Raw genomic sequence first — 13,715 nt, 5'->3', positions numbered from 1 at the left:
ACCTTGCGACCAAGTTTTGCAGTATTTGGCCCTTATGGGCAATATGCTCGCCGCTTCGTGGCGAGCGCTGTATCAGCGATTGTTGTAAGTGTTACCTTAGCGGAACATTGCGCTGATAGATTCTTCGTTACAAACACGGCGAACGGCTTCTGCAAGCAGTGGCGCGAGTGTTAGCTGGCGAATTTTACTGCAGCCAGCGGCTGCTTCAGAAAGAGGGATTGTGTCAGTGACAACAAATTCATCTAAATCTGAGTTGGTGATATTGCTAACAGCAGGACCGGAAAGAACTGCGTGAGTCGCGTAAGCAACTACGCGTGCTGCACCGTTTGCTTTCAGCGCTTTAGCTGCTTTACACAGCGTGCCTGCGGTATCGCACATGTCATCGACAAGTACGCAGGTACGGCCTTCAACATCACCTATAATATTCATAACTTGTGATTCATTTGCACGCTCACGACGTTTGTCGATAATGGCAAGATCACAATCAAGTTGTTTAGCAACCGCTCTGGCGCGTACTACACCGCCTACGTCTGGCGAAACAACCATTATATTGTCGTATTCTTGGTCAACGATATCATCCAGTAGTACAGGTGAACCGTAAACGTTATCCACAGGAACACTAAAGAATCCCTGAATCTGGTCTGCATGGAGATCAACCGTAAGAACGCGGTCGATACCAATAGCATCCATCATGTCTGCAACCACTTTTGCTGTGATAGGTACACGAGCAGAGCGGGGGCGACGATCTTGGCGGGCGTAACCAAAGTAAGGTACAACCGCTGTAATACGTGAAGCTGATGCCCGGCGAAGAGCATCCGCAAGTACAATCAGTTCCATTAGATTGTCGTTCGTTGGCGCGCAGGTAGATTGTATAATAAAAACATCTTTACCTCGGACGTTTTCTTGAATCTCAACGCTTACTTCGCCATCACTAAAACGACCAACATTTGCTTTACCCATAGGGATATCAAGGCGATCAACTACTTTTCGCGCAAGTTCCGGGTTAGCATTGCCGGTGAAGACCATCATCTTGGACACGGCGTGCACCTTTTCGATTGTAATTTGTTCGGAATCTATAGATTGGGAACCGTTCATAGGCTTTTTTGGCTGGGGTAGGAGGATTCGAACCTCCGCATACTGGTATCAGAAACCAGTGCCTTACCGCTTGGCGATACCCCAACATTTTCCTCTTGGAGGACCGGCCTCCCATTGAAAGAGGCGCAGATTATCTAGGATTGGCTTTTTAATGTCAAACCTTAGAGGCGCTTAGAGGTTAATATTCCTTATCGTTTTACTTTGGATCTTATTGTTTGATCCAGCTATTAATGATGACCGTTATTTTTAGATCATTTCTGGATAGGCTTAGCTTGTTTGGCAGCGCGGGATTTAGGTTGTTATAGCGTAGATACTGAATCTCCCATCCGTCCTGCTGTAGTGCTTTAAGGCGGTTGTCTTCAAGATGATGAGTATAAGGTTTTTCTGGTGAAGGTAAGCCCCGTATCCACCAGTAAATATCGCTGATGGGCAGATCCCAGCCTAGTTTCTCATATAATATTTGTTCTGGATTGGCTCCCCTGTATTGTTTGTCACCAGATACGTCAACGGTAACAGCCCCAGGTTTACCTTCGATTGAGGCCCCTCCTTGTCCCCAAGGGCCATGTATATCAATTTGGTAAGTTTGCGCTATCTGTAGCCATTTGAGGCTGGCTGTTTGGTTGTCGTTAGCTGTGCGAATGCCAACTTTGCCGCTTAGTTCCCAGTTTAAATATTGTTTCAAAAGGGTTTGATGCTCACCCCAAGATAGGTTGGGAGAGAGTGGTTGAGTTTTTTGTAAACTACAACCGGCTAAATATAAGCAGCAGAAGGCAAAGAATAAGTTTTTATACATATAGGTTTTGATATCTGTCAGTTAAGCAGTGCAAATTATTGAGTATCAATAGCTTGCATTGCTTCATCTAAAAAGGGGTTGCCTGGGTTTTCTTTATGAGCGGATTCGAGCAGTGTTTTTGCTTTATCTTTTTGATCGGTTGCCCAGTAAACTTGAATGAGATGGCTAGATACTTCAGGGTCTGAATATAACGCGTGAGCTTTTTCCAGATAAGGTAGTGCTTCTTGTGAACGCCCCATCTTATGTAACACCCAACCCATAGAATCTAAAATAGCTGGGTCTTCGGGTTCTATGTTAAGGGCGGCTTGGATTAATTGATGTGCTTCTGTAAATCGATCGGTATGTAAAAGTAGAGTATAGCCAAGCGCATTGAGTGCGGTCGCATTATCGGGGTCTAGGGTGAGTACTTGACGTAAATCTTTCTCAGCTTGTGGAAAGTTGGTTGATTCAATCATCATCGCACGTGTGTAGAGTAGTGTGGTGTTGTCTGGCGTTATGCTTAAGGCATCTTCAATTAAGGTAAATGCTTCATCGCTATAGTTGTGGAGGTTTAGCCATTCAGCTTCTATGGTAAATATTTGAGTTGCCTGGCTAGGTAGTGAAGCACGTGCATCCTTTAGAATTTGTTGGACTTGTGCCTTATTTTGGTCGCTTTCTAGTAGCGCGACTGCTCGTGTTAATGCTTGTAAAATATTTGGGCCTTCTTTTACCGAAATATAGTGCTCAATTGCCTGTTTGTTATTCTTTTGAGCTTGTGCAATATGGCCTAGATAGAAGTGGGGTGAGCTATCGTTCTCTTCGATAATTAAAAGGTGTTTAAACGCTTTTTGTGCAGTTGTTAATTGCTCATTTTCAAGTAAAAGTAGCGCTAAATAATAGGTAAGCTGTTTATCTCTAATATTTTTATCTAAAAGTGATTCTGCTTGCTGAGTGGCTTCTTGGATATGGTTTGTCTGGAATAATAGCTGCGTATAGAGAATGTTAAGTTGTTTGTTTTCGGGTTGCTGCTTGAAAGCCGACTTAATCATTGTGAGTGCACCGTCTAAATCTTTTTCTAAGCGCAGTAGTTCAGCTTTTTGTATTAATGCTTCAGGATTTTCCGGATTAATATCGAGTGCTTGATTAAACGAAGCAAGGGCCTGTCCTGTTTGGTTTGATGCTTTGTAAAGTAAAGCTAAAGTAAGTGCTAAATCAGAGCGAGGTTTGTGGCTCTTTTTATATGCTTCGAGCATTGAGATGTAGCCGCTGCTCGTTTGGCTGTTTATGTTTTCACTTTGGTTACGAATGAGCGCTAAAGTGCGAAGGGCGTCGTAGTCTAATGCTTTTTGAATTAATGGGAGCGCATCTTCGTATTTGCCTTTATGTAACAGCATAGAGGCTTCTATTTGGTATGGCTCTGGGTTTTCGGGTGAAATCTCACGCCATAGCCGCGCACTGCTGAGAATTTCATCGCTATCTCTTAGGTACTGAGCAATGCGTGTTGCTCGCTCTGCCACCGCTGGGTCACGCGTTTTTTGGGCTTGTACTGAATAGTTATCTAACGCGAGTGGGAATAATCGTCGTTGCCCTGCGATTTCGGCCAGTAAAAGATCGTAAAGTGATTCCCGGTTAAATTCCCCCGGAACGTAGATTGCGGGTTCTGATGCTAATGTTTGCTTCGGTGCTGGATTGCTCTGGCAGCCTTGCAGAATAAGCAATGAGACAGTAATAAATATAAAAGATCTATTCATTGAAAAATGCACTTAATGTTTAGGCCATCACTATGATTGTTTGATCACTATAGTTGAATCAGTAACAGCTTGTCAGCTACTTGAAGCGGTTTTCCTTAGTATTAATACGCTATTTCTGACAATAACTTCCTATAAATGTTCAGTGGTGTTTTAACCTTTGGGGCAAAGCGTTGTATCATAGCGCGCTTATTGGGGTTAGTTACCATTAGCCTGTTGTAACTTTGTATATATGGCTGTGGGTAGTAGTGGCGGAAAAAATGGCTTTATTAGCATTAGGCATCAATCATAAAACAGCACCGGTTGAGGTGCGTGAACGCGTTGCGTTTGCGCCTGAACTATTATCGGATGCGATGCTGGCTGCTCGGGATTTTGCATGTCTTAAAGAGATTGCTATTCTTTCAACTTGTAATCGCACTGAGTTGTATTGCTCTGCTGGTATAGAGGGAAGTCGTGCTTTATTAGAATGGCTAGGTGAATATCACAACCTTGATTCTAATGAATTGCAGAAGTGTTCTTATGCATTCTGGGATGAAGAGGCTGCGCGGCATATGATGAGAGTCGCCAGTGGGTTAGATTCTTTAGTGCTAGGTGAACCTCAAATATTAGGCCAACTGAAATCAGCTTATAGTCTTTCTCAAGAGCATGGCCATGTAGGTGCGGAACTTGGACGTTTGTTCCAGCAAACATTCTCTATTGCTAAACAAGTACGTACCGATACAGCGATAGGTGAAAACCCAGTTTCAGTTGCTTATGCTGCTGTGAGCTTAGCGCAACATATATTTGCAAACCTAAATAATAGCAAGGCTTTATTGATCGGTGCTGGAGAAACGATTGAGCTGGTGGCTCGTCACCTTTCTCAGGCGGGCGTTAAAAATATTACTGTTGCTAACCGTACCTTAAGTCGGGCGTTATCTTTAGCTGAAGAGTTTGAAGGTCAGGCAATTTTGCTTGGTGATATACCTGATGCCTTGGCTGAAGCGGATATAGTTATCTCTTCAACCGCAAGTCAGTTGCCTATTTTAGGGAAAGGCGCGGTTGAGGCTGCCCTTAAACGGCGTAAACATCGCCCTATTTTTATGGTAGATATTGCGGTTCCACGAGATATAGAAACTCAAGTTTCGGAATTGGACGATGTCTATTTATATACAGTCGATGATTTAAAAGAGGTTATTGAAGAAAACCAGCGTAGCCGTGAGAATGCGGCTCGCCAAGCTGAAGAGATTGTTGAAAGTGGTGCTCATGAGTTTATGAGCCAACTTCGCTCTTTGGAGGCTGTTGATCTATTAACTGCTTTTCGGGGTCAAGCGGAAGCAGTGCGTGATCAGGAATTAGAAAAAGCGCTTAAGCAACTAGCGAGCGGGAAGCCGGCTGACGAAGTATTGCAGATGTTGGCGCGCGGATTAACAAATAAGTTGCTCCATCATCCGACGATTCAGATGCGTAAAGCAAGTGCTGAAGGTCGTACTGATCTATTGGATCTTGTGCAGGAGCTGCATCAGATCGGTGATCCATTTAAAAACGAGAAATAATGAAAGAATCAATCGTAAGTAAGCTCGAAAAACTCAGCGATCGTTATGAAGAGCTTGCGGCTTTGCTGTCAGATGCTGAAGTTATTACTGATCAAAATAAATTTCGTGATTACTCTAAAGAGTATTCGGAGCTTGAGCCTGTAGTTCAGGGGTTTGCTGCTTATAATCAAGCCGTTGAAGATATGGTCGAAGCGGAAGCTATGATGAATGATAGCGACCCAGATATGCGTGAGATGGGGAAGGAAGAGTACCCAGAGGTTAAAGCGCGCATTGAAAAGTTAGAGTCTGAGTTAGAAGTACTGTTGCTGCCAAAAGATCCAAACGATTCGCGTAACGTGTTTTTAGAAGTGCGAGCGGGAACCGGTGGTGACGAGGCAGCTATCTTTGCGGGTGACCTTTTTCGTATGTACTCCCGTTTTGCTGAAGTGCAAGGTTGGCGCGTTGAAGTTGTCAGTGTTAATGAAGGCGATCATGGCGGTTATAAAGAGGTTATATCGCGGATTGTTGGCACCGATGTTTATTCTAAATTGAAATTTGAATCAGGTGCGCATCGTGTGCAAAGGGTTCCTGAAACTGAATCTCAAGGCCGTGTGCACACCTCCGCTTGTACTGTTGCAGTAATGCCTGAAATGGATGAGTCTGCAGAGATAGAGATCAATAAAGGTGACCTCCGTGTAGATACGTTCCGCGCATCAGGTTCGGGAGGCCAGCACGTCAATAAAACGGATTCTGCTATTCGTTTAACACATATACCGACGGGTGTAGTTGTTGAATGTCAGGAGGAGCGTTCGCAGCATAAGAACCGTGCAAAAGCTATGTCACTGCTTGCGTCTCGTTTACAGGCGGCGGAAGATGAACGTAATGCGGCAGAGATGGCGAGTACGCGTAAAGGTCTAGTGGGGAGTGGAGATCGTTCGGAACGTATCCGTACCTATAATTATCCACAAGGTCGAGTAACGGATCATCGCATTAATCTCACACTTTATAAGCTGCAAGAAATTATCGGTGGTGAGTTACAACATGTAGTTGAACCTTTGCTGCAAGAGTACCAAGCCGAGCAGCTCGGGGCTCTGTCAGAAGAAAGTTAAATGTTAAGGGCCGTTACGGCCCTTTTCTTTATCTTAGTTTTTTAAAAAATGTGGTTTTATGCAGATCCAACAAGCGCTTGCGCTGTATTCACAACTAGAAGGTAAGTCAGAATCCGCGGCGTTGGATGTTGAATTGATGCTCTGTTCTTTGTTGGGCAAGCCCCGTAGTTATTTTTTCACCTGGCCAGAAAAAGAGCTTCCTCAAACGATCGCTGCTCAACTAGAAGTAATGATTCAGCGCCGCAGTAATGGCGAGCCGGTTGCTCATATCTTGGGCACGCGAGGTTTTTGGGAGTTTGATCTTGAGGTTTCTCCCTACACATTAATTCCGCGTCCTGACACTGAGGTACTAGTTGAGCAGGTATTGGCGCTTGATCTTCCTTCTTCTGCCCGTGTCGCTGATTTAGGCACAGGAACGGGGGCTATTGCATTGGCTTTAGCTTGGGAGCGGCCTGAGTGGGAAATCGTAGCATCGGACTATGTGGCGGAAGCTGTGGCGCTTGCTAAACGAAATAGGGATAAGCTTAAGCTGCATAATGTGAGCTTACTGCAAGGTAGTTGGTTTGAGCCTCATTCAGGGAGGTATGATCTAATTGTTAGTAATCCTCCTTATATAGATCCGAATGACCCTCATTTACTGCAGGGTGATGTGCGTTTTGAGCCTTTATCAGCACTGATTGCTGATAAAAAGGGGATGGCTGATATTGAGTTGATTGGCGATCAGGCGCGTGACTTTCTTTGTGAAGGTGGTTTTTTGTTGTTTGAGCATGGTTATGATCAAGGGGAAAACTGCCGAGCGCTTCTGAATGGTTTAGGTTATGAAAAAGTGGAAACTCTTCGTGACTATGGCAATAATGAACGCGTAACTTTAGGGCAGTGGATAAAGTGCTGATACCTATAAATAAAAGCATTGTTGGAGAGCTCTAATGCTGAGTGATGAGCAGCTATTACGTTACAGTCGTCAAATAATGTTGCCTGATGTGGATATTAATGGTCAGGAAACATGGTTGAATTCAACGGTTTTGATTGTCGGCCTAGGTGGGTTGGGTAGTCCTGTTGCTATGTATCTTGCTGCCGCGGGTGTAGGGGAGCTGGTTCTGCTTGATGATGATGAGGTTGAGCTTTCTAATTTGCAGCGCCAAGTTATTCATAACAGTAAACGGATTGGTCAGCCTAAAGTGGATTCCGCTCGTAATACGATCGCCTCGTTGAATCCTGATGTTCGGGTGAAGAGCATCTATGAGCGCCTTGATGAAAGCGCGCTCCAGCGTTTAATCGCTACGGTTGATCTAGTGGTCGACTGCACGGATAATTTTACGACGCGTTTTGCTATTAATCGTGCATGCTTTCGGCATAAAAAGCCGCTTGTTTCTGGAGCGGCTATTCGTCTGGAGGGGCAGGTTGCTGTCTATGATCCTCTCAAGTTGGAATCTCCCTGTTATCAATGTCTTTATACAGAAGGAAGTGATGAGGCGTTAACTTGTTCAGAGTCTGGAGTGCTATCACCATTAGTAGGGATTATTGGTTCTATTCAGGCAATGGAGGCTTTGAAAGTGCTTGCCTCTGTAGGTGAGAGTTTAGCTGGCCGTTTGATGTTGCTGGATGCGAAATCAATGGAGTGGCGAACGCTAAAGTTGCGGAAAGATCCGCATTGTTCTGTGTGCTCTCCGGCAGCGATGGCAACTCATGAGAATGATCACAGTGGACAATGATTGGTCTGCATTTAAATTTTATTAGAGAAACATCTTCCTAATCTGTAGATCTTCTGCGCACTTATTAGCGTATGCAAGTGTCTCCTCGTCAATCTCACCCGTACCCACCTGTTTAGGCAGTTCTGCTCCTGAATTAATTAAAAAGTGTATTAAGGGGCGCTCACCTATTTTTAAGGCTTTTACAGCGATGGGCTCTGTAATTTCTGCACCGTACTGAATTAAGAGGCTTATATGTAGCATGAGTTGTGTAGGTTGGCCATACTCAAAACAAGCAGCTAGTAGCTGATCTCTATCTTCGTCATTTCCTGCGCTTAACAGTGCGGTAAGGAGGCGAAGGCTAGCTTCTTGCTTAATGGATAATATACCGAAACTGTGACCGTTGACGGTTTTTCCTGTTGCTGATGCGCCCTGCTCAAGTACTAATGTCAAAAGGTGGGGGCGTTGTTGAATAATGCAGGCTTCAACTAAACCGGGTGTTGTATCTGATGATGGTTTATCAATCTCGCTCGGTTTTATCTTCCTTAAATGCTTGAGCAGTTTTTCTCTATCATCAGCCAAAATAGCTTTGTAAGCGCTAGCAAGTGGATCTGTTTTAAATAGATGGCGCATGTAGATACCCTGTCTATTCTGGTTGAGTCGCTTTAAATAATAGCGGTTACTCTTAGGAGGTAGATCCCCGCACTAAGAGTAAGTACGGACCCTAAGGTGGTCATTAAAATAATATTAGCGGCGAGTTCAGCATTACCACCCATACTTTTCGCCATAACGAAACTGGCAGCTGCTGTAGGGCACCCGAACAGTACCATCATCATTGCTAAATCTTGGCCTCTAAAACCATAAATCCATGCGGCGATTGTTAGTACTAAGGGGATAAGGACTAACTTGCTGAGTGTGGCCCAAGTTGCTTGTGATGATGTGTTTCTTAAACTAGCCAGATTAAGTGACCCGCCTATAGCTAATAATGCCAGTGGTAGCGTTAAATTAGCGAAATACCGCCCCGTGTTTTGGGCAATTTCAGGTAGTTTGAAACCAAAATAAGAGAAGGGTAAAGCAAGCAGCACAGCGATAATTAATGGGTTCTTTATGATTTCATAAAGCGTGCTTCCTATATTAGAGGCACCGCTTCTTTGGACAGGAATCGTCAACGCTACAATGGATAAAACGTTATACATAGGGATGACTAAGGCCAATAGCAAAGAGGCTTGTGCTAGCCCCGAGTCAGAAAAAAGGTTGTAACTTACAGCAAGGCCGATAATTCCATAGTTGCTACGGAATGCGCCTTGAATAAATACCCCTAAGTCCTCTGGTCGCTTAATCCAATATTTCCCTATCGCCCAGAGAGCGATAAAAGATATAAATGTGCTAATTAGCACAAAGCCAAGCTGTTGAGGATTGAAAACGGCTTGAAAGTCAGTCCGAGAGATAGACATAAATACGAGAGTTGGTAGGGTGATTACAAATACCAGTTTTGAGGCTGTATGGATAAAACCCTCATCAATCACCTTCAAGCGTTTGAGTAAATAACCAAGAAAAACGATAAAGAAAATTGGCGCCACTATATTGGCAGTAAAGCTCAGTGAGTGAAGATAAAGTTCCACTTTGGGTAGCCCTGTGAGTAAAAAGTGCTGCTATTTTAGCATAGGTGTTTAATGCTAAGGGATAGATGATGCTTATTTATCTGAGAGTCGTAGCATTGCCTCTATTCATTGCTTGTTATGTGTTTTTTCGGGTAATCAAACAGGGATAAGCTTGCGCAACCTTCTGCTAGCTCATGCCAGTTCTTGATACTTAAGTGTAGATGCATAACAGCTGCGGTGGGGAATTTAGTGACGCGCTCTTGGCGTAAGATCGATGCTAAGTGTTCGAGTCCAGGGTTATGGCCTACAAGCATAATGTGCTTATATGATTCGGGCATGTTTTGTAATACAAGCAAGAGTGTTTCTGCGGATGATTCGTAAAGCTCTGGAATCTCAAGTATTTGGTTTTGTGGTATAGCGAGTCGGCTGCAGATCGCTTTTGCCGTTGAGAGGGTTCGTGTAGCGCCGCTACTAAGAAGCGTATCCGGTGTTAATTGGTAATCGGCTAAGCGTTCAACCATTGCAGGGAGGTCTCGCTTTCCTCTTTTATTAAGTGGACGCTCAAAATCAGTTAATTCAGGATGCTTCCAGCTGGATTTTGCATGGCGCACCAACGTGAGCTTTTTCATTTGAGGTACCCAACGATTAAATAGGAATTGGCTGTATAAAGATTAATTGATATTTGTGTAAATGCGAGCCATCAAATATTTATTTTGCGGTCTAGTGCAATAAGAGTTGTGTTAGTACCATCCTAAAAACAGGGGGATATAGCGTTTGCTCGTCTAAAGGTAGAACATAGCGTATGTATTTGTCTAGGTTCTATTAGGTTTGTCACAATGCTTTATCATCCCCTGTTTTCAGGTTGTAGGTGTGTATGGCTTGTTTACCTTCTGCACAATAGCGCTGCACACGCGTTATATAGATAAACTTAACCATTCACACCTAAGTGGATGGACTGTAGATCGCGCTCAACTTGTGGTTTTTGTTGCCTGTTCAGGTTGTGGATATTCTGATCGGCTTAAAACATTTTTCATTAAAGAGCGCATCTGTGTCATCGAGCGACTACCGGGGTGTTCAAGATGCATTGGTTTGTCTTGAAAAAGCCTAGCATCCATTAAGCTTAGGTTGTCATCGATAAGCGGGATAAATTCCATTTGATCTAAAATATCAGTTTGGAGATCGGCCCCTGGTGCTATTTCGGTCAATAGTAGGCCGTTTTTTGTGAGTTTGAATACTGCTCTCTCTGTGATGAATGTTACTTGTTGTTGGCATTCTATAGCGTAGTTACCATTGAATGTGATCTGCTGTACGTTCTTCTTGAATTTTTTTAGGGTGCCGTTAGTAATAATTTTTAACGTGCCATTGATCACTTCTAGTTGTTGCTTGCCTGAGGTGAATGTACCTAAAAAATAAACATCCTGTGTATTTTGCGTTATGTTTATAAACCCGCCAGCGCCCGCTAGTTTTGTGCCAAAGCGGCTGACGTTTACATGTCCTTCTGGGCAGGTCTCAGCGAGGCCTAAGAAAGCCTGATCCAATCCGCCGCCATCGTAAAAATCAAATTGAGCCGGCTGATCAATAATGGCTTGGGCGTTGCTGACCGCACCAAAGCTTAATCCACTTGCGGGTTGGCCACCAATGCCGCCAGGCTCTACTGTTAAAGTGAAATCATCACCCTTATTTTCTTCAGCGGCAACAGTGGCGATCATCTCAGGCATGCCTATACCTAGGTTTACAATCGAATTCTTTTTTAATTCCATTAAGGCACGGCGTGCTATGATTTTGCGGGCATCGAGAGCGGTTTTTCCTGATTGTTGGGCTGTGCTTCGTACTTGCCCTGAATACGCTGGGTTAAAGGGTTCAGCGAATGTTTGCGGATGGTCTTTGGGTGTAGAAAGAATAATGTGGTCTACTAAAACTCCAGGGATACGGATGCGGTCTGGAGTGAGTAGATGTTCGTCTGTGATTTGTTCTATTTGCACTAAGACGATTCCGCCGCAATTTTTTACTGCTTGAGCGATGGCTAGTGAATCGAGGGGGAGCGCTTCCCGTTCCATTGATATATTGCCATTTCTATCTGCGGTTGTTCCGCGAAGTAGTGCAATGTTTAGGGGGAAGTGTTTATAAAGTAAGCATTCTTGGTCGTTTATATCGAGTAGTTGAACAAGATCCTCTGTGGAGCGTGAATTTATTTTTCCGCCTTCAATTCTTGGGTCCACAAAAGTGTGTAAGCCAACTGTAGTGAGGGTTCCAGGCTTGCCTGCAGCTATATCTCGAAACATATGGCAGATAACGCCTTGAGGCAAATTGTAGGCTTCAATTTGATTATCTATGGCGAGTTTTCCCAGTGTTGGAGCTAGTCCCCAGTGTCCGCCTATAACGCGTTTTACCATGCCTTGATGGCCAAAATGGTTTAATCCACGATGTTTAGTGTCGCCTTGCCCTGCTGCATAGAATAAGTTGAGATTATTAGGTTCGCCCTCTTCTAGGAAGCGCTTTTCAATGGCGCTAGCTAAGGTTTCTGCGAATCCAATGCCTATAAATCCGCCGGTAACAATCATGTCATTGGATTGAATTAGTTCTGCCGCTCGTGATGCGGTAATGAGCTTGCTTGGACGTTGACTCATGGTGGGCCTAATTGTCTATTATTATTTTTAGTATTACAGGTAAAGCAAAGGGGCGGCCAATGTTTTAAATGTGTTTTTAAACAAGGGGTTACTGTTTTTTGTAGAGTGAAAAGAAACCAAATGTGTCTTAATTTGTAGACATTTGTTTTTTTAGTGTTTTATTTATTGGACATTTTATTTAAATGTAAGTACAAACTTGCCCTTGATATGCCAAGTATTTTCGCTGCGGCGGTTTTGTTTCCGTTACAGTTTTGAATGGCTTGTTGTATGGCGTCTATTTCTGTTTGTGATCTTTTACTTTTTAAATCGGTTGCTTTTGGTTGGTTTGATGTAGTGTGGGGTAAATCGTCTAATGCGCCTAGGTCGTTGGCTTCTATAAATTCTCCTTCGGCCATCACGCAGCCGCGTTCAATTCTGTTTCTTAGTTCTCGAATATTTCCAGGCCAGTGATAGCTTTTAAGCCACTCATGGGCTGCTGGTGAAAGGGATAGTTCTGGTAATTGTGATTGGTGTTGAATCTGCTGCAGCATATGTTGAGAGAGTTCAGGGATATCTTCTCGTCGTTCCCTTAAAGGTGGCAACTTTATGGGGAGTACATTGAGTCGGTAGTATAGGTCTTCTCGGAACTGGCCTTTTTCTACTAGTTCTCGAAGGTCTTTTGCTGTGGCTGCAATGATTCGGACGTCTACTTTTTCTAAACGGTTGGAGCCTAAAGCCTCAACTTCTCTTTCTTGTAGGACTCGGAGTAGTTTTGCTTGCATAGCTAATGGCATTTCGGCTATTTCATCTAGAAAAAGTGTGCCGCCATCAGCCAGTTGAACTTTACCTACACGTCCTTTGCTATTGGCGCCAGTGTACGCACCGGCAGCACTGCCAAATAGTTCCGCTTCGGCTAGGGCTTCAGGTAACGCTCCCATATTAATACCCACGAAAGGGGCGCTTCTTCTGGTTGATGAGTGATGGATGCCTTGGGCTAATAATTCCTTACCAGTACCGGTTTCGCCAAGAAGAAGGAGGGTTGTGTCTAATTGTGCGGCTCGAAGCGCTTGGCGTCGTAATAATGCTGTCGGTTGCGAGCGGCCAAGCATGTCGTCTAATGCGTATCGACTAGGTCTTAGGATCTTTTCATCTTCAAATTTGCGGCGTAAGCGGGCAAATTTATCAAACAGAGGTTGTAAGCTTTCTAAGTCATCATAAAAAACAAAACCAATCGCACCTATAGTTTGTTGATTTTCGTTTTTAATGGGTAAACGGGTGACAACGCACCAGCGATGCTTTATTTGCATCAGGTCTACAAAGCTAGGTTTGCCGCTTTTTATAACGCGAGGAAGTTGGGTGGTAGGGAGGAGCTGTTCTACATGGCAGCCGGTTGGGTCAACGTCGGGTGCTATATCTATAAGCTCTTTATATGCATTGCTCATCCATAGGATGTTGCAATTTTCATCTACTGCAATGGAGCCTTGGCATAAGCTCGATAGTAGATCTAATAGATTGTGATTATTGTCTTGATCTATCAGTTCGCGCAGAGAATCCATAAGTACCGCAGTTTTATCCTGTTACTAGT

Annotated in this window: 12 protein-coding genes and 1 tRNA gene; 4 read left to right on the top strand and 9 right to left on the bottom strand. The window is 43.9% G+C overall.

The genetic code is table 11. From position 1 onward, the window contains the following. Window positions 1-96 precede the first annotated feature (96 nt). From A3774_RS09470 to A3774_RS09455, 4 genes are all read right to left on the bottom strand, one after another. Window positions 97-1,038, bottom strand: coding sequence for a ribose-phosphate pyrophosphokinase (locus tag A3774_RS09470; protein WP_067866576.1), 942 nt, complete (start codon window positions 1,036-1,038; stop codon window positions 97-99). Between the two features lie 66 nt (window positions 1,039-1,104). Then, window positions 1,105-1,179, bottom strand: a tRNA-Gln gene (locus A3774_RS09465). A gap of 124 nt (window positions 1,180-1,303) precedes the next feature. Continuing rightward, on the bottom strand, window positions 1,304-1,888 hold the full coding sequence (lolB, locus tag A3774_RS09460; protein ID WP_067866573.1) for a lipoprotein insertase outer membrane protein LolB: 585 nt from the start codon (window positions 1,886-1,888) through the stop codon (window positions 1,304-1,306). Between the two features lie 35 nt (window positions 1,889-1,923). Further along, window positions 1,924-3,618, bottom strand: coding sequence for a tetratricopeptide repeat protein (locus tag A3774_RS09455; protein WP_067866571.1), 1,695 nt, complete (start codon window positions 3,616-3,618; stop codon window positions 1,924-1,926). A 257-nt stretch (window positions 3,619-3,875) separates the two neighbouring features. Here A3774_RS09455 and hemA point away from each other — a divergent pair, with 257 nt between their 5' ends. From hemA to A3774_RS09435, 4 genes are read left to right on the top strand one after another with little or no spacing between them, the layout of a single operon-like run. After that, entirely contained in the window at window positions 3,876-5,147 is a 1,272-nt protein-coding gene (gene hemA / locus A3774_RS09450; protein WP_067866569.1) for a glutamyl-tRNA reductase, read from the top strand. After that, window positions 5,147-6,235, top strand: a complete 1,089-nt coding sequence (gene prfA / locus A3774_RS09445) for a peptide chain release factor 1 (RefSeq protein ID WP_067866567.1) — start codon at window positions 5,147-5,149, stop codon at window positions 6,233-6,235. Before hemA ends, prfA begins: the two co-directional genes overlap by 1 nt. Before the next feature lie 58 nt (window positions 6,236-6,293). Then, complete coding sequence (gene prmC / locus A3774_RS09440; protein WP_067866565.1) at window positions 6,294-7,127, top strand: peptide chain release factor N(5)-glutamine methyltransferase; 834 nt, start codon at window positions 6,294-6,296, stop codon at window positions 7,125-7,127. A gap of 34 nt (window positions 7,128-7,161) precedes the next feature. Then, window positions 7,162-7,947: a molybdopterin-synthase adenylyltransferase MoeB gene (locus A3774_RS09435; protein ID WP_067866563.1), complete on the top strand. Its 786-nt coding sequence runs from the start codon at window positions 7,162-7,164 to the stop codon at window positions 7,945-7,947. Window positions 7,948-7,968: 21 nt separating this feature from the next. Here the strand turns inward: A3774_RS09435 and A3774_RS09430 are convergent, their stop codons facing one another. The 5 genes from A3774_RS09430 to A3774_RS09410 form a co-directional block, all read right to left on the bottom strand. Further along, window positions 7,969-8,556: a hypothetical protein gene (locus A3774_RS09430; protein WP_067866561.1), complete on the bottom strand. Its 588-nt coding sequence runs from the start codon at window positions 8,554-8,556 to the stop codon at window positions 7,969-7,971. Between the two features lie 32 nt (window positions 8,557-8,588). Beyond that, on the bottom strand, window positions 8,589-9,545 hold the full coding sequence (locus A3774_RS09425; protein WP_067866559.1) for an AEC family transporter: 957 nt from the start codon (window positions 9,543-9,545) through the stop codon (window positions 8,589-8,591). 101 nt (window positions 9,546-9,646) lie between these two features. Then, entirely contained in the window at window positions 9,647-10,153 is a 507-nt protein-coding gene (locus A3774_RS09420) for a SixA phosphatase family protein (protein WP_067866557.1), read from the bottom strand. A gap of 339 nt (window positions 10,154-10,492) precedes the next feature. After that, window positions 10,493-12,151, bottom strand: a complete 1,659-nt coding sequence (locus tag A3774_RS09415; RefSeq protein ID WP_067866555.1) for an acyl CoA:acetate/3-ketoacid CoA transferase — start codon at window positions 12,149-12,151, stop codon at window positions 10,493-10,495. A gap of 158 nt (window positions 12,152-12,309) precedes the next feature. Next, window positions 12,310-13,686 (bottom strand): sigma-54 interaction domain-containing protein, encoded by a 1,377-nt coding sequence (locus A3774_RS09410; protein ID WP_067866553.1) that lies wholly within the window; start codon window positions 13,684-13,686, stop codon window positions 12,310-12,312. Window positions 13,687-13,715 lie beyond the last annotated feature (29 nt).

This window comes from Neptuniibacter marinus, assembly GCF_001597725.1.
Lineage (GTDB): Bacteria > Pseudomonadota > Gammaproteobacteria > Pseudomonadales > Balneatricaceae > Neptuniibacter > Neptuniibacter marinus.
This window is presented reverse-complemented; position numbering and strand designations above follow the sequence as displayed.